General features: G+C 62.0%; 18 protein-coding genes. 5 read left to right on the forward strand and 13 right to left on the reverse strand.

Translation table 11 applies throughout. From position 1 onward, the window contains the following. Positions 1 to 44 precede the first annotated feature (44 nt). The 4 genes from ctaD to VFE81_RS20155 form a co-directional block, all read right to left on the reverse strand. A complete protein-coding gene (ctaD, locus tag VFE81_RS20140; RefSeq protein ID WP_325046272.1) occupies positions 45 to 1,658 on the reverse strand; it encodes a cytochrome c oxidase subunit I in 1,614 nt (537 codons plus the stop codon). 44 nt (positions 1,659 to 1,702) lie between these two features. Next, entirely contained in the window at positions 1,703 to 3,349 is a 1,647-nt protein-coding gene (coxB, locus tag VFE81_RS20145; RefSeq protein ID WP_325046273.1) for a cytochrome c oxidase subunit II, read from the reverse strand. A 67-nt stretch (positions 3,350 to 3,416) separates the two neighbouring features. Further along, positions 3,417 to 3,890 (reverse strand): DUF2244 domain-containing protein, encoded by a 474-nt coding sequence (locus VFE81_RS20150; protein ID WP_325046274.1) that lies wholly within the window; start codon positions 3,888 to 3,890, stop codon positions 3,417 to 3,419. Positions 3,891 to 4,202: 312 nt separating this feature from the next. Further along, the gene (locus VFE81_RS20155) at positions 4,203 to 5,168 is read right to left on the reverse strand and encodes a methyltransferase domain-containing protein (RefSeq protein WP_325046275.1); all 966 of its coding nucleotides are present in this window, start codon (positions 5,166 to 5,168) and stop codon (positions 4,203 to 4,205) included. A gap of 84 nt (positions 5,169 to 5,252) precedes the next feature. On the opposite strand from VFE81_RS20155, the gene VFE81_RS20160 reads away from it, so the two are divergent. Beyond that, positions 5,253 to 6,047: a ComF family protein gene (locus VFE81_RS20160; RefSeq protein ID WP_325046276.1), complete on the forward strand. Its 795-nt coding sequence runs from the start codon at positions 5,253 to 5,255 to the stop codon at positions 6,045 to 6,047. A gap of 18 nt (positions 6,048 to 6,065) precedes the next feature. Further along, positions 6,066 to 6,536, forward strand: coding sequence for a tRNA (uridine(34)/cytosine(34)/5-carboxymethylaminomethyluridine(34)-2'-O)-methyltransferase TrmL (trmL, locus tag VFE81_RS20165; RefSeq protein ID WP_325046277.1), 471 nt, complete (start codon positions 6,066 to 6,068; stop codon positions 6,534 to 6,536). On the opposite strand, the gene VFE81_RS20170 is transcribed toward trmL, so the two are convergent. From VFE81_RS20170 to VFE81_RS20190, 5 genes are all read right to left on the reverse strand, one after another. After that, complete coding sequence (locus VFE81_RS20170) at positions 6,509 to 7,057, reverse strand: O-acetyl-ADP-ribose deacetylase (protein WP_325046278.1); 549 nt, start codon at positions 7,055 to 7,057, stop codon at positions 6,509 to 6,511. The genes trmL and VFE81_RS20170 overlap by 28 nt on opposite strands. Positions 7,058 to 7,153: 96 nt before the next feature. After that, the gene (locus tag VFE81_RS20175; RefSeq protein WP_325046279.1) at positions 7,154 to 8,152 is read right to left on the reverse strand and encodes an NAD(P)H-dependent glycerol-3-phosphate dehydrogenase; all 999 of its coding nucleotides are present in this window, start codon (positions 8,150 to 8,152) and stop codon (positions 7,154 to 7,156) included. Between the two features lie 21 nt (positions 8,153 to 8,173). Beyond that, positions 8,174 to 8,644: a protein-export chaperone SecB gene (gene secB, locus VFE81_RS20180; protein WP_054035743.1), complete on the reverse strand. Its 471-nt coding sequence runs from the start codon at positions 8,642 to 8,644 to the stop codon at positions 8,174 to 8,176. 166 nt (positions 8,645 to 8,810) lie between these two features. Next, complete coding sequence (gene grxC, locus VFE81_RS20185; protein WP_028199035.1) at positions 8,811 to 9,071, reverse strand: glutaredoxin 3; 261 nt, start codon at positions 9,069 to 9,071, stop codon at positions 8,811 to 8,813. Then, the gene (locus VFE81_RS20190) at positions 9,068 to 9,493 is read right to left on the reverse strand and encodes a rhodanese-like domain-containing protein (RefSeq protein ID WP_325046280.1); all 426 of its coding nucleotides are present in this window, start codon (positions 9,491 to 9,493) and stop codon (positions 9,068 to 9,070) included. Before VFE81_RS20190 ends, grxC begins: the two co-directional genes overlap by 4 nt. 137 nt (positions 9,494 to 9,630) lie before the next feature. Here VFE81_RS20190 and gpmA point away from each other — a divergent pair, with 137 nt between their 5' ends. The 3 genes from gpmA (at position 9,631) to VFE81_RS20205 (ending at position 13,215) form a co-directional block, all read left to right on the forward strand. Further along, positions 9,631 to 10,377 (forward strand): 2,3-diphosphoglycerate-dependent phosphoglycerate mutase, encoded by a 747-nt coding sequence (gene gpmA, locus VFE81_RS20195; RefSeq protein ID WP_325046281.1) that lies wholly within the window; start codon positions 9,631 to 9,633, stop codon positions 10,375 to 10,377. A 304-nt stretch (positions 10,378 to 10,681) separates the two neighbouring features. Further along, positions 10,682 to 12,268 (forward strand): S41 family peptidase, encoded by a 1,587-nt coding sequence (locus VFE81_RS20200; protein WP_325046282.1) that lies wholly within the window; start codon positions 10,682 to 10,684, stop codon positions 12,266 to 12,268. 188 nt (positions 12,269 to 12,456) lie between these two features. After that, positions 12,457 to 13,215: a molybdopterin-synthase adenylyltransferase MoeB gene (locus tag VFE81_RS20205; RefSeq protein ID WP_325046283.1), complete on the forward strand. Its 759-nt coding sequence runs from the start codon at positions 12,457 to 12,459 to the stop codon at positions 13,213 to 13,215. Between the two features lie 84 nt (positions 13,216 to 13,299). Here VFE81_RS20205 and ptsP read toward each other — a convergent pair whose 3' ends face one another. From ptsP to gshB, 4 genes are all read right to left on the reverse strand, one after another. Then, the gene (gene ptsP, locus VFE81_RS20210) at positions 13,300 to 15,048 is read right to left on the reverse strand and encodes a phosphoenolpyruvate--protein phosphotransferase (RefSeq protein WP_325046284.1); all 1,749 of its coding nucleotides are present in this window, start codon (positions 15,046 to 15,048) and stop codon (positions 13,300 to 13,302) included. Positions 15,049 to 15,357: 309 nt separating this feature from the next. Continuing rightward, positions 15,358 to 15,627 (reverse strand): HPr family phosphocarrier protein, encoded by a 270-nt coding sequence (locus tag VFE81_RS20215; protein ID WP_133650007.1) that lies wholly within the window; start codon positions 15,625 to 15,627, stop codon positions 15,358 to 15,360. A 110-nt stretch (positions 15,628 to 15,737) separates the two neighbouring features. Further along, positions 15,738 to 16,265: a PTS mannose transporter subunit IIA gene (locus VFE81_RS20220; protein WP_325046285.1), complete on the reverse strand. Its 528-nt coding sequence runs from the start codon at positions 16,263 to 16,265 to the stop codon at positions 15,738 to 15,740. A 331-nt stretch (positions 16,266 to 16,596) separates the two neighbouring features. Next, the gene (gene gshB / locus VFE81_RS20225; RefSeq protein ID WP_325046286.1) at positions 16,597 to 17,553 is read right to left on the reverse strand and encodes a glutathione synthase; all 957 of its coding nucleotides are present in this window, start codon (positions 17,551 to 17,553) and stop codon (positions 16,597 to 16,599) included. Positions 17,554 to 17,612 lie beyond the last annotated feature (59 nt).

The following is a 17,612-nucleotide window of genomic DNA, read 5'->3' on the forward strand; positions in this document are numbered from 1 at the left end:
ACGGCAACTACGCCGCCGGGACCGGCAACCTCGCTGAACGCCGATTACTCGACGGTCGGCGGGTTTTCGAACGTGTGGAACGGAGCCGGGCTCGGCACGGTCCATTCGAGGCCCGTTGCGCCGTCCCACGGCTTGTCGCCGGCCTTTTCGAGTTCGCCGCCGCCGCGATAGGCCGGCAGTGCAACCGCGAACAGGAAGTAGACCTGTGCCAGACCGAAGCCGAATGCGCCGATCGAGATGACCTGGTTCCAGTCCGTGAACTGTGCCGGGTAGTCAGCGTAACGACGCGGCATGCCGGCGAGGCCCAGGAAGTGCATCGGGAAGAAGGTGATGTTGAAGAAAATCATCGACGCCCAGAAGTGGATCTTGCCGCGCGTTTCGTTGTACATCCAGCCGGTCCACTTCGGCGCCCAGTAGTACCACCCCGAGAACAGCGCGAATAGAGAACCCGCAACAAGCACATAGTGGAAGTGCGCCACCACGAAGTAAGTACCGTGATACTGGATGTCGAGCGGCGCCATAGCGAGCATCAGGCCCGACAGACCGCCGAACGTGAACACCAGCAGGAAGCCGACCGCGAACAGCATAGGCGTTTCGAAGGACAGCGAACCGCGCCACATCGTCGCGACCCAGTTGAACACCTTCACACCCGTCGGCACGGCGATCAGCATCGTCGCGTACATGAAGAACAGCTGGCCCGTCACCGGCATGCCGGTCGCGAACATGTGGTGCGCCCAGACCATGAACGACAGAATCGCGATCGACGAGGTTGCGTACACCATCGAGCTATAGCCGAACAGCGGCTTGCGCGAGAACGCCGGGATCACCTGCGACACGATCCCGAACGCCGGCAAGATCATGATGTACACCTCGGGGTGCCCGAAGAACCAGAAGATATGCTGGTACATCACCGGGTCGCCGCCGCCTGCCGCGTTGAAGAACGACGTGCCGAAGTGGCGATCGAACAGCACCATGGTGATCGCGCCTGCCAGAACCGGCATCACGGCGATCAGCAGGTACGCGGTGATCAGCCACGTCCAGACGAACATCGGCATCTTCATCAGCGTGAGGCCGGGTGCGCGCATGTTCAGGATCGTCACAACGATGTTGATCCCGCCCATGATCGACGAAGCACCCATCAAGTGGACCGCGAAAATCGCGAAGTCCATCCCCGGACCCATCTGTGTCGACAGCGGCGCGTACAGCGTCCAGCCCGCGGCGGTTGCGCCGCCCGGTGCGAAGAACGAACCGACCAGCAACACTGCAGCCACCGGCAGCAGCCAGAAGCTGAAGTTGTTCATCCGCGCAAAAGCCATGTCAGATGCGCCGATCTGCAGCGGCACCATCCAGTTCGCGAAGCCGACAAAGGCCGGCATGATCGCGCCGAACACCATGATCAGGCCGTGCATGGTGGTCAACTGGTTGAAGAACTCGGGACGCATGATCTGCAGACCCGGCTCGAACAGTTCGGCACGGATCATCAGCGCCATCACGCCCCCGGAGAGGAACATGGTGAACGAGAAGATCAGGTACAGCGTACCGATGTCCTTGTGATTGGTTGCGAACAGCCAACGACGCCAGCCATGCGGCGTTTCGTGGGCATGGTCGCCGTGCACGTGCTCGTGGCCCGCGGTTACATCGTGTCCGATGCTAGACATGACAATCTCCTAATGCGAATACTGCGATGCTGACCATGAACACGTCAGGCAGCCGGGCTGATCTGGACACGACGGGCTTCTTTCGCGTCGCCGCCGCCCGTGATCGTTTCCGGCTTCTTCAAAATGATGTGGTCTTCGGCAATGCCGGCTGCTTTCAGCGCGTCGCGCACGGCTTCGGCACGGGTCTTCGCGAGCTTCGCGTTGACTTCGGCAGAACCGGTGGCGTCGGTGAAGCCCGACAGCGTGAACTTTGCGTCCGGGTGCGCTTTCGCGTAGGCCGCAGCCGCGTCGACCGCCGCTTTCGCGTCGGCCGGCAGCGTGCTCTTGCCGGTGTCGAAATAGACGTTTGCCGGGAGTGCTGCCTGCGATGCCGCCGCGCTGTCAGAACCGGCCGCAGCGGCTTCTGCGCCCGAAGCTGCCGCTGCACCCGAACCTGCCGCTGCACCCGAAGCCGCTTGCGCGCCGCTAGCTGCTGCGCCCGCGTCGGCCAGATGATTGCCGCCTTCCGGCAGCTTGCCGTTGCGTGCGTCCAGCACTTGCTTCGGCTGGAGAATGTCGCCGGTGTGGTTGCCCCACGAGTTACGTTCGTACGTGATGACTGAAGCGATTTCAATGTCGTTCAGCGTCGGTGCCCACGACGGCATCGCGTTCTTGCCCTTCAGCACCAGGCTTACGTGTTCGGCGATCGGACCATTGGCGATCTTGCTGCCGTCCAGCGCCGGGAATGCGCCTGCGCCCTTGCCGGTCGGCTGGTGGCAGACCGCGCAGTTCGACGCGTATACCTTGCCGCCGCGCTCCATCAACTCGGCCATCGTGTAGGTCTTGTTCGGATCGTCCTGGCCAGCGGCCATTTTCTTCTTCTGCGTATCGACCCACTTCGCGTAGTCGTCTGCCGACAGCACTTCGACCACCACCGGCATGAACGCGTGTTCCTTGCCGCACAGTTCGGTACAGAAGCCGCGGAACGTGCCGATCTTATCGGCCTTAAACCACGTGTCGCGCACGAAACCCGGAATCGCGTCCTGCTTCACGCCGAAAGCCGGCACGTACCAGGAGTGGACCACGTCGTTCGCGGTGGTGATGATGCGGATTTTCTTGTCGACCGGCACGACGAGCGGATTGTCGACTTCCTGCAGATACGTAGTGGAAATCGGCTCACGGCCGTCGGTTTCCGCACGCGGCGTGGCCAGCGTGGACAGGAAGTTGATCCCCTCGCCCGGGCCCTTCACGTAGTCGTAGCCCCATTTCCACTGGTAGCCGGTAACCTTGACGGTGAGGTCGGCGTTCGTGGTGTCCTTCATTGCCACCACGGTCTTGGTGGCGGGGAGCGCCATCAGCACGACGATGACGAACGGCACGATCGTCCAGATGATTTCGACGGTGGTGCTTTCGTGGAAATTCGAAGCCTTGTGACCTTTCGATTTGCGGTGAGCAAAGATCGAATAGAACATCACACCGAACACGCCGACGAAGATCACCAGGCAGAGAACCAGCATGAACATGTGGAGGCTGAAAAGCTCCTCAGCGATTTTTGTCGCAGGCGGCTGGAGATTGATCTCGTTGACGGCAGGGCCGCCCGGAACATCGCCCACTGCCAGGGCGGCACCGGCGAAAAGCAGTCCGCTCATCGCCAGCACACCCATGAGGGCTCGCTTGATTGTTTTCATAGCTTCCTTACCCAAAATTTCCATTCAAACCCTCGACCCCGCTGGCAGGCTGTCTCGCGCGCCCCCGTGAACGCCGCGCGTCTCAACACGTCTAACAACGCATGAGCCACATACGCAATTCGCCTGCGAACTGCGCGCGCCGATACTGCGCGAGATGTTGCCCGATCATGATCGTCTGGCCGCGCGAGACCAGTTTGATCTGGTCACGCGGCGTTGCACCCGGTTCGATCCGCACCCAGCGCGGATTGAATTCGAACTGCGTGAGCCGCTCGGCGCTGACCTGCTCGATCACGAGCCGGTTCTGAAACAGCCGGACACGCTCGTAATCGACAGCATGACGCGCGTATATGGCAAACGCGATGCCCACCGCCAGCAATTCAATACCGGTGAACGGCAACACCAGCCAGGCGCCGACCAGAACCAGCATGAAAGCAATTGCCAACGAGAACAACGCAAGCGACACATAGAAACCTACAAACTGCCGCGGCGATATCGAACAGTTGCGTTTCATCGTCCAGTCTTTGAGAACTGGTTCTGAATCCGCCAGCAGATCTGATGCTTCCATCGCTGCCTCCTGCAGACCGCCACCAATCACCGCCTGCGGCCATTGCTCGCGACCGCTGAACGGCCACTCAATCACCGCCGCGTCACTTCATATTGCAGCCCTGCGCCTCGGGCCTGCCGCCCCAAATGTGGGAACTCCGGGCGACAAACTGACGCATTATAGGCGCGATCCATAGCATCCACAAGCAAGCCTCAATCGGCTCACAAGCCAGGTGCGACAAGCCTCCGCGCCGTTTCGACGCAGCTTTCGCGCGTCTTTTGAAGCGGTAATTTCAGACATAACAGATGTCCTCTTTACCGCTTCATTGATTCCTCACCGACTCCTCGACGAGCCCCGTCCGATATCCTCGATCCGCACGATCCCATGACCTTCAGCGGTGGTGCGCGGCACGGCTTTCCATGCGTGACCATAGATCACTTCGAAGGTCAGCGCGATCGTACCGTCGGCGCGCCGACGGGCTTCGAGCGCCGCCAGCAAAGCCTTGTGCAGTCTACGCGCGACGGCATTCGAAGTGGCCTCGCGCTCGAACGGATACGCGCCCCAGCGGCGCACGTCCGCGAGCAGCGACTCGGGCGACTTATACGTAATAGTGAGTGTTTCCTGATCCATCACAGGAATCTCGAAACCGCTCTCGACCAGCATATCCCCAAGGTCATGCATGTCGACAAAGTCGATCACATGCTTGCGCGAAGCAACGCCGTGCGCGGCCTCGACCTCGGCATAGGCGCCGCGCAATTCCTTCAGCGAATCGGGACCGAGCGTGCTGAACATCAGCAGGCCGTTCACTTTCAGCACCCGTTGCCACTCAGGGAACACGAGATCGGGCCGCGAGTGCCAGTGCAGGGCGAGATTGGACCAGATGAATTCGAAGGCGCCGGCCGCGAACGGGAGCGCCGAAAAGTCGGCCTGCGCGAAACGTGGACCACGGGCGCCGAGCGCCTTGCCGAGCGTTGCCGGCAGAAAGCGTCGCCAGCTCGTGTCGCCGGAATCGTGACGCAGTGCGCGACCGAGCATCCCGTGCGATAGATCGGTGCCGAACACCGGCGCCTCGGGAAAGCGTTCGCGCAATGCGGGGATGTCTTCGCCCGCGCCGCAACCGGCGTCGAGCACGCTTGCGGGCGTGACCTTGATGTAGTCGAGACGCTCGCGCATGCGCTGCGCGATTTCGCGCGGCAGGAACGCGACAGTGTCGAAGGTCACCGCACGGCGGTCGAAAATCTGCCTGAGGCGCCGGGAATCATAGGCCGGACGGCCAGATTGAGACGAAGTTGGGGGCATGAGTGTCGTACTGGCGTAGAGCACGAAGTATACTCGTTCGCTTCCGTCCATTCAGCCTGAAGGGCCTTCGCGGGCGGTCCAATCATGCCATTCCGAAAAAATTATTCATCTCCCGGCGGCTCGAACGCACGTTTTGCACGCTTCACGCGCGGCTTGTATTCGGCATGGCCGCATGTGATGCACGCCGCGCTGCCGAACCTGTGCGCGCTATGCGGCAATTTGTCGCACAAGACGCTCTGCGCCGGTTGCGACGAGACATATTGGAACGAAGGCAAGTTGCGTTGCACGACTTGTGCGGTTCCTTTGTCCGGAACACGCTGGGCGGGTCGCGCGCAATATCGCTGTGCGGATTGCATCGGCGAGCCGCCGCCCTTCGAGGCGACTTTTGCCTTGGCCGATTACCGCCAGCCGCTCGACGCCCTGGCGCTCGGCCTGAAATTCCGCGCCCGGCTGATGCTGGCGCGCGAGTTTGCGCAGCGCCTTGCGCGTCTCGCTGAAGACACCTGGCAAGAAGCATCTGAGCGGCCCGATGTGCTCGCGCCCGTGCCGCTGGCCAGCAAACGTCTTACCGAGCGCGGCTACAACCAGGCCTGGCAGATTGCGAGGCCCTTGGCACGCGCGCTGAATGTGCGCAGCGACGCCACCTTGCTGCATCGTGTGATCCACACCGCGCCACAGTCGCGGCTCGACCTGGACGCGCGCCGGTTGAACGTGGGCCGCGCATTCGAAGTCGTCAAACCGGTGCAAGGTCTGCATGTCGGCATCGTCGACGATGTGATGACGACCGGCGCGACGCTCGAAGCGCTGGCGCGTACGCTCAAAGCTGCCGGTGCGCGGCGCGTCACCAACTTCGTCGCACTGCGCACGCCGAAAAACTAGTCTCTACCTGAAACCATCATGTTCAATGTCGTTCTCGTCGAACCGGAAATCCCGCCGAACACCGGCAACGTCATCCGCCTGTGCGCCAACACCGGCGCGCGGCTGCATCTGATCGAGCCGCTCGGCTTTCCGCTCGACGACGCCAAGTTGCGCCGCGCCGGACTCGACTATCACGAGTACGCGCAAATGAACGTGCATGCCGATTGGGCAGCGTTCATCGCCAGGGAAACGCCCGATCCGGCGCGCATGTTCGCCTTCACCACCCGTGGCTCCGGCCGCTTTCACGAGCATGCATTTCAATCTGGCGACTGGTTCCTGTTCGGCGCCGAAACGCGCGGCCTGCCTGACACAGTGCTCGATCACTTCGCCCATTCACAACGCGTGCGTCTGCCAATGCGGCCGGGCAACCGCAGCCTGAACCTCTCAAATACGGTCGCCGTGGTCGTGTTCGAAGCGTGGCGTCAGACCGGCTTCGACGGCGGCGCCTGACGGCGCTCCAGTTCGGCTTCGTAGCGCGCGAGCATGGCGTCATCGAAACAGGCGAACACTACGCGCCCGATCGTCGGCGTGCGTGGCAAGGTTTCGAGCACGGTGCGAACGGCAATCTGCACGGCCTCGTCAGCGGGGAAATGGTAGATCCCGCAACTAATCGCGGGAAACGCAATGCTCGTGCAGTGCGCCTGATGCGCCACCTCGAGCGAGCGCTGATAGCAGGATGCGAGAAGGTCGGCCTCGCCATGCGCGCCGCCCCGCCACACCGGGCCGACCGAGTGGATCACGTGTTTAGCCGGCAAGCGATAACCGCCGGTGATCTTTGCGTCGCCGGTCGCACAGCCGCCGAGCGCCTCGCACTCACGCACCAGTTCGTTACCCGCCGCGCGGTGAATCGCGCCATCCACACCGCCCCCGCCCAACAGCGAGGTATTCGCGGCGTTGACGATCGCATCCACGGCGAGCGTCGTGATGTCGACCACGCGCGCTTCTAGCGTGCAATTGTTGAAATTGAGCATGGGAACCTCGCTGGTCCGAAGCGTCGATAAAACGTGGACAGCGATGGCGGGCAGCCGTTCAGCGCTTTTTCGCGCTAAACGGCTGAAAGACAAGACTTATTCTGCTTTCGAATCGCGCCGCAGCAGGGCGCTGACGGCGTCGCGTGGCGCCACACCGTCGAACAGCACGGCACAGACCGCCTGCGTGATCGGCATCTCGATCGCATGAGCGCGAGCGATCGCCAGTACCGCTTGCGCACAACGCACGCCTTCGGCCACGTGACCGAGGCCGCCGAGGATATCGTCGAGCGTACGGCCCGCGGCGAGTTGCACACCGACCGTACGATTGCGCGACAGATCGCCCGTGGCGGTCAGGATCAGATCGCCGAGGCCGGTCAAACCGGTGAACGTTTCCGCCCGTCCGCCAAGCGTCACGCCGAGGCGCGACATTTCAGCCAGGCCACGCGTAATCAACGCCGCGCGTGCATTGAGACCGAGGCCGAGGCCGTCGGCAATACCTGTGGCAATCGCCAGCACATTCTTCACCGCGCCGCCCACCTCCACGCCGACGATATCGTCGCCGGTATAGATGCGCATGGCGCCATGATGGAACGCGCCAACCGTACGCTCACGGCACGTCAATGACGTACTCGCGATCGTCAACGCGACCGGCAAACCCTGCCCGACTTCGCGCGCGAAGCTTGGACCAGACAGCACGCCGTTGCTGCCATGTCCCGGCAGTTCAGCCGCGACCACCTGATGCGGCAACAACTGCGAGTCGGCTTCGAAACCTTTGCACAACCACACCACATGCGCCGGCACTTTGCCGGCGTCGCGCATGGCCCGGAACAGACCCCGCAGACCGGCCACGGGCGTCGCGACGACGCATAACGCGTTGTCGGCGAGCGCATGGTCGAGCGCTGCGTTCAGATCGGCTTCATAGCGAAGGGACGGCGGCAAAGTAACGCCCGCCAGATAGCGGGCGTTTTCGCGCGATGCGGAGAGATCGGCAATGAGCGCGGGTTCGCGCGCCCACAGCACCGTGTCGTGCCGCGCAGCCAGATGGCCGGCGAGGGCTGTGCCCCATGCACCGGCGCCGAGGACAGCGACCTTCATAGCCGGCACCGAACGGACGCGTTAATGCGTGACGCCGTTTTGCGCCGCGCCTTCCTGGCCACCCATTTGCGCGAGACGTTGCTCGTACAGCGCCTGGAAGTTGATCTCGGCGAGGTGGATCGGCGGGAAGCCTGCGCGGGTGATCGCGTCGGCGATGTTCGAGCGCAGGTACGGGAACAGGATCGTCGGGCAGGCAATGCCGACCAGCGGATCGATCTGTTCAGCCGGAATGTTGCGGATGTCGAAAATGCCGGCTTGCTTGGCTTCGATCAGGAACGCAACCTTGTCCGACACCTTGGCCGTGACCGTGCCCGTGACGAGGATTTCGAACACGGTGTCGGCGAGGCGCTCGGCCTTCACGTCGACTTCGACTTCGACCGACGGCATTTCCTGCTCGAGGAAGATGCCCGGCGAATTCGGTTGCTCGAGCGACATGTCCTTCAGGTAGATGCGCTGGATGTTGAAGAACGGCTGGTTATTCTCGTCGGACATGATTGAATGATTCCCTGATAGGTATACATGGCGGCGGCCCATGGCTTCACAGGCCGCCAGATCGTTGCGGCGTATCGCCCCGCTCTGAAAGAGACGAAACGCCGGCTTGTATTTCACTTGCGCCACTCACGCGCCGGCCGGCGCATAAGTAAGGCAACTTCTTCGTTCAGGCAGCTTCGAGCAGCGGCATCAAACCGCCCGCGCGATCGAGCGCGGACAGGTCATCGTACCCGCCGACATGCGTCTCGCCGATGAACACCTGCGGCACCGTGCGGCGACCGGTCCGGGTCATCATTTCTTCACGACGGGCCGGGTCTTTGTCGATCAGTACCTTTTCAACGTGCTCGACGCCGCGCGACTTTAAAAGACGTTCGGCCATCTGGCAATACGGGCACACCTGGGTGCTGTACATGATGACTTTGTTCACTTGGCTGCTCCTTGTTTCACAACCGGCATACCGGCTTTCTGCCAGGCGTCGACACCGCCTTCGAGAACATGGACTTCGGCGTATCCGGCATCTTGCACGATACGCGCAGCCTTGTTCGACTGCAGGCCGGTCTGGCATACCAGCAGCACCGGGTTGTTCTTGTTCTTCGCGAGTTGCGCGACTTTCGCCTGCAACTCTGCAAATTCAAGGTGCCGCGCCGCGGGCAAATGGCCCTTGGCAAAGTCGGCGGACGGACGTAGATCGATGACCGCCGCATTGCGCCGATTGATCAGTTGGGTCGCCTCGGCGGCCGACAGGCCCCCGCGGCCACGCCGGCTGATCGTCGGCCATAGCAGCAACCCACCGGAGATGAGGACGATTGCGATCAGTACAAGGTTTGTGTAATCAGTGAAAAACTTCACGGAAAATCCGCCGAAAAAGAGAGAAATCGAAAAGGGCAATCCACCCATTATAAAATAACCGTCTGACGCGATGGCGGCGCTCCTCTAGAGGAGCCTCGCAACGCTTTACCGCTTCCTTACTACCGACCGGCAATCTCATGTACAAACTCGTTCTCATCCGCCACGGCGAATCGACGTGGAACAAGGAAAACCGCTTCACGGGATGGGTCGACGACGACCTGACCGAGCAGGGCAATCGTGAAGCGCAGCAAGCGGGCGTGCTGCTGAAGGAATCGGGCTACACGTTCGATATCGCCTACACGTCGGTGCTCAAGCGCGCGATCCGCACCTTGTGGCACGTGCAGGACCAGATGGATCTGATGTACCTGCCGGTGGTGCATTCCTGGCGCCTGAACGAACGCCACTACGGCGCGCTGTCGGGTCTGAACAAGGCGGAAACCGCCGCCAAATTCGGCGACGAACAGGTGCTGGTCTGGCGCCGCAGCTACGACACGCCGCCGCCGGCGCTCGATCCGTCGGACGAACGCGCGCCCTACAACGATCTGCGCTACGCCAAAGTGCCGCGCGAACAATTGCCGCTCACCGAGTGCCTGAAGGATACCGTCGCGCGCGTTCTGCCGCTGTGGAACGAGTCGATTGCGCCGGCCATCAAGTCGGGCCGCAAGATCGTGATCGCCGCGCACGGCAACTCGATCCGCGCCATGGTGAAGTACCTCGACAACATTTCGGACGACGACATCGTCGGCCTGAATATCCCGAACGGCGTGCCGCTCGTCTATGAACTCGACGAAAACCTGAAGCCGATCAAGCACTACTATCTGGGCGACCAGGACGCGATTGCAAAGGCGCAAGCCGCTGTGGCCAAGCAAGGCAAGGCGGGCTGATTCTGCCATCTTGCTGCCATCCTGCCGTCAGACAGGCAGCACAATGACGGCAGACGGGCCGCGCCGACCGGCAAGACATACCGGCCGGCGTGGCCCGCATCCTCCGGGCGCGCCATCTGGCCGCCATCCTGCTGTTACCGCACATTACTTCACCACCGCAGCGCCGATCTCACGAACCAGGCCCGGCCCGTGCTGTCGAATCACGATTGCCTGTGCTGCGCCCTGACAGGGCGGGTGTGCAGTTATACTTGTCCGTCCCCATCTCTATCGACGCTGCCACGCGCTTCCGACCGCAACAGACTCTATGCGAAAGAACCTGAAAAATATCGGCCTGATTGCCGCGGGCCTTGCTACCGGCGTATTTGCCACCCTGCAACTCTCCGCCTCGGCCCAGCAACCCGCCGGCGCCGCCTCGAGCGCCGTCGCGCCTTTGCCGCTGGACCAACTCAGGCTCTTTGCCGAAGTCTTCGGGCAAATCAAGCATGAGTACGTCGAACCGGTCGACGACAAGAAACTCCTCACCGCCGCCATCAAGGGCATGGTATCGAGCCTCGACCCGCACTCGTCGTATCTCGACAAAACCGATTACGAAGAACTGCAGGAGCAGACCAAGGGTCGCTTCGCGGGTCTCGGCATCGAAATTTCGTCTGAAGACGGCCTGATCAAGGTAATCTCGCCGATTGAAGACACGCCTGCATTCCGCGCCGGCATCCGTCCGGGCGACCTGATCACCCGCATCAACGACAAGCCCGTGCGCGGCATGACGCTCGACCAGGCCGTCAAGCAGATGCGCGGCGATCCGGGCACCAAGGTCACGCTGACCATCTTCCGCAAGACCGACGACCGCACGTTCCCGCTCACGGTGACGCGCGCGATCATCAAGGTCCAGTCGGTCAAGATGAAGATCCTTGCTCCGGGCTACGCGTATATCCGCGTCACCAGCTTCCAGGAGCGCACCACGCCTGATCTGGCCGCCAAGCTGCAAGACATCGCACGTCAACAGCCGAACCTGAAGGGCCTCGTGCTCGACCTGCGCAATAACGGCGGCGGTCTGCTGCAAAGCGCGGTCGGCGTCGCCGGCGCATTCCTGCCGGCGAATTCGGTGGTGGTGTCCACCAACGGTCAGATCCCGGATTCGAAGCAGGTCTATCGCGATACGTACGACAACTACCGCCTCCAATCCTTCGACAGCGATCCGCTGAAAGATGAAGCACCGATCTTCAAGACTGTGCCGATGATCGTGCTGACCAACGCCTACTCGGCGTCGGCTTCGGAAATCGTCGCGGGCGCGCTGCAGGATCAGCATCGTGCGCTGATTGTCGGCAAGACCACTTTCGGCAAGGGCTCGGTGCAAACTGTCCGGCCGATGACGGCGGATACCGCGCTTCGCCTGACCACGGCGTACTACTACACGCCGAGCGGCCGTTCGATCCAGAACAAGGGCATTCGTCCTGACATCGCGGTCGATCAATACGCAGAAGGCGATCCGGACGACGCACTGGTTACCCGCGAAGTCGACTACTCGAACCACCTTGCGAACACGCAAGACCCAAACGAGAAGAAGGAAGCGGATCAGCGCGAACAGGAACGCATGGACCAACTGCGCCAGCTTGAAGAGCAGAACGACAAGAAGACGCCGGAACAGCGTCAGAAGGATCGTGAGCGCAAGCCGGTTGAGTTCGGTTCGGCCGACGACTTCATGCTGCAACAGGCTCTGAACAAGCTGGAAGGCAAGCCGGTGCAGGAATCGAAGTCGCTGACCGAGCGCCGTCTGGCGCAGAACAAGCCGGCAACGTCGGCGTCCGCGCCGGTCGCGGTGAAGCCGACGCAACCGGTGCCCGGCGCATCGGGCCCGGTTCCGGCCTCGGCCCCTGCTACGCAGAGCAACTAAGCCTCAAACCTGACGTGTCTTCGCAGCCGAACATGCTGCGAAGACACGTGGCAGTACATGCTGTTGCTGTAATCCCCGGCATCGGTACCAGCACGAACACCCACTCCCCGCGCGATTAAAATAACGAAAACGCGCATGGCAGGCCACCGGTCCTGCATCTCATTGCGCGACACTCCACGCGCCCCGCCATGAATGACGATCAACTCCTCCGCTATTCCCGCCACATCCTCGTCGACGAAATCGGCATCGAGGCGCAGCAGCGCTTTATCGACGCACACGCGATGATCGTCGGCGCGGGCGGGCTAGGTTCGCCTGCAGCAATGTATCTGGCGGCGGCAGGCGTCGGCCGCTTGACGCTGGTCGATGCCGATACGGTCGACCTGACCAATCTGCAGCGGCAGATTCTGCACGTGAGCGCGTCGGTCGGGCGCAAGAAGGTGGAGTCCGGGCGCGACGCAATCGCCCAGATCAATCCCGAGGTGGTGGTGAATGCGGTCGCCGAACGCGTCGACGATGCATGGCTCGACCGCGAGGTGCCGCACGCCACCGTCGTGCTGGATTGCACGGATAACTTCGCCACGCGCCACGCGATCAACCGGGCGTGCGTGAAACATGGCGTGCCGCTGGTGTCGGGCGCGGCGCTGCGCTTCGACGGCCAGATCAGCACCTTTGATTTTCGCGACGCGGCGTCGCCCTGCTACGCGTGCGTGTTCCCAGAAGATCAACCATTCGAGGAAGTCGCGTGCTCGACCATGGGTGTGTTCGCCCCCACGGTTGGCATCATCGGTTCGATGCAAGCGGCTGAAGCGCTAAAAGTGATCGGCGAAATCGGCACGCCGCTGGTAGGCCGCCTCACGATGCTCGATTCGCTGCGAATGGAATGGAACACGATGCGCATTGCGCGTCAGCCGGATTGCCCGGTATGCGGGCAACGACATCAGGCCTGAGCCTAGACAAAACGCTGAATGAGAAACGCCGCACATGTGCGGCGTTTCTCATTCATTTGAACCCGATCCAGAGTTTCAGTTTTTTCAAGCCAGCACCACGCGCTTAAGCGCCGCCTGCACTTCTTCCGGTTCGAACGATGCCAGCACGTCGGCCACCGGCTTCTCGAGCGTCTTCAGATGCGAGCGCAGGACTTCCTGCTTGACCACCAGCAACTGGCTCGGATGCATCGAAAACTCGGTGAGGCCCATGCCGAGCAACAGACGCGTCAACGCCGGATCGCCCGCCATCTCGCCGCACACCGACACCGGCACCCCCGCCCGCTTCGCCTCACGCAGCGTGAACGCGATCAGATGCAGCACCGCGGGATGCAGCGGGTCGTACAGATGCGCGACCGCGTTATCCGCGCGATCGATCGCCAGCGTGTACTGGATCAGATCGTTGGTGCCGATCGACAGGAAATCCAGCCGCTTGAGAAACAGCGGCAACGCAATCGCGGCGGCCGGAATCTCGATCATCGCGCCGACCTGCACGTTCGGATCGTAGGCTATGCCGGCATCGTCCAACTGACGCTTGGCTTCGCGAATCAGATCGAGCGTCTGATCGATTTCCTGCGCGTGCGCGAGCATCGGAATCAGAATTTTCACCGTACCGAACGCCGACGCGCGAAGAATGGCGCGCAGTTGCGTCAGGAACATTTGCGGCTCCGAGAGGCTCCAGCGAATCGCTCTCAGCCCCAAGGCGGGGTTCGCGGCGGTTTCATAGCCGTCGCCCCCGCCCATCGAATCGAGCGGCTTGTCGGCGCCGACGTCGATCGTGCGGATCGTCACAGGCAAGCCGTTCATCAACTCGACCGCACGACGATAGGCGGCAAACTGCTCCTCCTCTTCCGGCAAATGGTGTTTGTGATTCATGAACAGGAACTCGGTGCGGAACAGGCCCACGCCGGTTGCGCCCGAATCGATTGCGGCGCGCGCGTCTTCCGGCAGTTCGATGTTCGCGCAGAGTTCGATGCGCGTGCCGCAGAGTGTTTGCGTCGGCGAAAACTTCAGCCGCTGCAGCTTGCGCTGCTCGAGCGCTTTTTCGCTCTGACGGTATGAGTACTCTTCCAGCACGATCGGCGCGGGATCGACGATCACAATGCCATGATCACCGTCGACAATGATCAGGTCGTCCTGACGGATCAACTGGCTCGCATGCTGCACGCCGACCGCAGCCGGAATGCCAAGGCTGCGCGCGACGATCGCCGTATGCGAAGTACGTCCGCCGAGATCCGTGACGAAACCCTGAAACGTTTGCGTTTTGAACTGCATCATGTCGGCCGGCGCGATGTCGTGCGCGACCACGATCATCTCCTCGCAGGTACCGTGCACACCGTCCACCAGCGCCACCGATGCGCCGGCGAGCGCCTTCAGCACGCGCTCCACCACCTGCTCGATGTCGGCTTTGCGTTCGCGCAGGTATTCGTCTTCGATATCGTCGAAATGGCGCGACAGGCGCTCAAGTTGTTCGGTCAGCGCCCACTCGACGTTATAGCGGCGCGTGCGGATCAGGTCGATAGTTTCCTGCACGAGCATTGCATCGTTCAGGATCATTGAATGAACGTTGATGAACGCGCCCATTTCGCTGGGCGCGTCTGCCGCGAGATCGGCGCGCAACGCGTCGAGTTCCCGATGCACCAGTTGCTGGGCCGTGCGAAAACGCTCGACCTCGCCCTCGATCTGGGCCGGTTCGATCAAATAGTGGTCTACGTCAAGTGCAGCCGGGGCGATCAGATAAGCCCGCCCGATGGCGATACCGCGTGACACGGGAATTCCATGCAGCGTGAAGGACACGCGCACCTCCTCTAGTTGTGTGATGCCGCGGCAAACCGCTGCAATGCTCTCAGACTATCTTCGTCATTATAAATTCCGCGCACTTTACAAGTACGCCAGGGCTGTGTGCACCGCAGCACGAAATATCGTAAGCGACCACAACAATGCGCCTTCTTCGAGCTTGCATTCCGGCAACGCGAATCCTTCACGCGTCGCGTGAGCTGCCGGCTCGTGCGCCCTGAGAGATTCTCATGCGCCGATTGTCATGCGCTAAAAAAAATGCCGCGGACAGCCGCGGCATTTTGCTCCAGGCAAGAGGACCGCGTGACTTCACTGACCCTCGCCGAATTTATCGGCAATCAGTTTCAACAATGCGTCCATCGCGTCTTTTTCGTCGGTGCCTTCCGTTTCGATCAGCACCGTGCTGCCTATACCCGCGGCCAGCATCATCACACCCATGATGCTTTTGGCATTGATACGGCGGCCATTGCGGCTCATCCAGATTTCCGCCTGGTAGTTGCCCGCGAGTTGCGTCAACTTGGCCGACGCGCGCGCGTGCAGCCCCAGCTTGTTCACAATAGTCGTTTCCTGTTGCAGCATGTGATGGTCCGAAGCGCGGGTAAGTGTTGTGGTGAAAGATGAAACTGCAAAGCAGAGGCAAACGGGTTGTATACAACCCGATCACAACCGTTTAAAGCTGTGCGATCCGCTTACAATCCGCTCGAGCCGGCCTTCTGAGTCAGGTCGGCCTCGGGCGGCAACGCGGGCAAACAGTCTGCGGAAGCGGCAGCGGGCGGCAAAGCCGGCAAACAGTCGCCAGACCCCGCGCGAGGCGCAACCGGCGCCGGCGTGGCAGGCCCGATTGCGTGCACGCCCTTGGTGGCCCCGGCGAGCGCCTTGTCGGCCAGCGTGTCGAGCGGTGTCGCGCGATAACAGACCGCGCGCACCAGCATCGGCAGATTGACGCCACACAGCACGCGGACGTTCGGCAACGAAGCGAGCCGCCCGGCGATATTCGCCGGCGTGGCGCCGAACATGTCAGTGAGCACAAGTGCCCCGTTTTCTTCCTTGAGCCGCTCGATTTCCGAATGCGCGAACGCGACCTGCTGTGCGGGATCGCAATCCGGCGATACGTCGATCACGCCGATACGAGCCGGCAAGCCACCGTAAATGTGCGAAATACAATCGCGCAACGCGGTGGCGAACGGAGCGTGCGCAATGATCAGAATGCCTGCCATGTCAGCCTTACTGCAAAAGAACGGCCCCGAACCGTGAACCGGGACGAAGCCCGATTCGCAAGCGCCCTCGACCGGCCGTGGGTCGTGAGGACCGGAACACATCATTTGACGAGCGGCCCGCGCTGCCGGATATCGCAGCGGCACCAGCGGAAAACTGCTCGCTTACAGTCCGCAATCCATGCCTGTAGCGTCCGACAGACGCCATCGATTCGGCTTGGCGCGGGAGAGCGGGCATTGTATCAGGCCCATTTTCGCGCCAAAGCCGGTGTTTCGCTTGATGCGGATTTACTACATAGTTTGGGGGCCATGGCGGCCATTCAAGGGCTGCGCCTCAAGCTGCCGCGCGCTCCAGTGCGTCGATAAACATCGCTGCGACGTCGAAGCCGGTCTGGTCCATGATTTCGCGGAAACACGTCGGGCTCGTCACGTTCACCTCGGTGAGCCAGTCGCCGATCGCATCCAGTCCAACCAGCAGCAGGCCGCGCGCAGCGAGCACCGGCGCGACTGTGTCGGCGATCTTGCGGTCATGCTCGGTGAGCGGGCGCGCCACGCCCAGGCCACCGGCAGCCAGATTGCCGCGCACTTCATTGCCCTGAGGAATCCGCGCCAGCGAAAACGGCACGGGTTCGCCGCCGATCAGCAGGATGCGCTTATCGCCGTCCTTGATCTCGGGGATGAATTTTTGCGCCATGACAGAGCGCGCGCCGTCGTGACTCAGCATCTCGATTATCGAGCCGAGGTTCATGCCGTCAGCCTTCACGCGGAACACGCCCATGCCGCCCATGCCGTCGAGGGGCTTCAGAATCACGTCGCCGTGTTCTTCGTGGAAGGCGCGCAGACGGGTGGCGTCGCGCGTCACCAGAGTCGGCGTGACGAACTGCGCGAACTCGCCGATCGCCAGCTTTTCCGAATGATCGCGAATGGCCTGCGGCTTGTTGAAGATACGTGCGCCGCCGCGCTCGGCCATTTCCAGCAGCCACGTCGACGTCACGTATTCCATGTCGAACGGCGGGTCTTTGCGCATCACCACCGCGCTGAAGTGCTTCAGCGATTTTGGCGCGGCCGCTTCAGCGGCGTACCAGGTGTCGCGATGCAGGTCCGTCACGTCGCCGACGATCGCAAAGCGCTGCACATTCGCCTCGACATCGCCACCCGTCCACGCCAGATGCTTCGGCTCGCACGTGTAAAGCGTGTGACCGCGGCGCGCGGCTTCGGCCATCATCGCGTAGGTCGAGTCTTTGTAGATCTTGAACTGCGTAAGCGGATCGGCGATGAAAAGAATGTCCATGGGGATTCCGGTGCGCCCTTAGGGCTTGGCATTGATCGTAAATATAGTCGCTGAAAATG

It is taken from the genome of Paraburkholderia sp. (assembly GCF_035656215.1).
GTDB lineage: Bacteria > Pseudomonadota > Gammaproteobacteria > Burkholderiales > Burkholderiaceae > Paraburkholderia.

Bases quoted from the DNA above. Each gene is read 5' to 3' on its own strand.
- VFE81_RS20215 (WP_133650007.1), bottom strand. From the start codon at position 15,627: ATGCTGCAACAGGAAACGACTATTGTGAACAAGCTGGGGCTGCACGCG.
- VFE81_RS20160 (WP_325046276.1), top strand. From the start codon at position 5,253: ATGCCATTCCGAAAAAATTATTCATCTCCCGGCGGCTCGAACGCACGT.
- coxB (WP_325046273.1), bottom strand. From the start codon at position 3,349: ATGGAAATTTTGGGTAAGGAAGCTATGAAAACAATCAAGCGAGCCCTC.
- VFE81_RS20175 (WP_325046279.1), bottom strand. From the start codon at position 8,152: ATGAAGGTCGCTGTCCTCGGCGCCGGTGCATGGGGCACAGCCCTCGCC.
- VFE81_RS20200 (WP_325046282.1), top strand. From the start codon at position 10,682: ATGCGAAAGAACCTGAAAAATATCGGCCTGATTGCCGCGGGCCTTGCT.
- gpmA (WP_325046281.1), top strand. From the start codon at position 9,631: ATGTACAAACTCGTTCTCATCCGCCACGGCGAATCGACGTGGAACAAG.
- VFE81_RS20220 (WP_325046285.1), bottom strand. From the start codon at position 16,265: ATGGCAGGCATTCTGATCATTGCGCACGCTCCGTTCGCCACCGCGTTG.
- gshB (WP_325046286.1), bottom strand. From the start codon at position 17,553: ATGGACATTCTTTTCATCGCCGATCCGCTTACGCAGTTCAAGATCTAC.
- trmL (WP_325046277.1), top strand. From the start codon at position 6,066: ATGTTCAATGTCGTTCTCGTCGAACCGGAAATCCCGCCGAACACCGGC.
- secB (WP_054035743.1), bottom strand. From the start codon at position 8,644: ATGTCCGACGAGAATAACCAGCCGTTCTTCAACATCCAGCGCATCTAC.
- ctaD (WP_325046272.1), bottom strand. From the start codon at position 1,658: ATGTCTAGCATCGGACACGATGTAACCGCGGGCCACGAGCACGTGCAC.
- VFE81_RS20170 (WP_325046278.1), bottom strand. From the start codon at position 7,057: ATGCTCAATTTCAACAATTGCACGCTAGAAGCGCGCGTGGTCGACATC.
- VFE81_RS20205 (WP_325046283.1), top strand. From the start codon at position 12,457: ATGAATGACGATCAACTCCTCCGCTATTCCCGCCACATCCTCGTCGAC.
- VFE81_RS20150 (WP_325046274.1), bottom strand. From the start codon at position 3,890: ATGGAAGCATCAGATCTGCTGGCGGATTCAGAACCAGTTCTCAAAGAC.
- VFE81_RS20155 (WP_325046275.1), bottom strand. From the start codon at position 5,168: ATGCCCCCAACTTCGTCTCAATCTGGCCGTCCGGCCTATGATTCCCGG.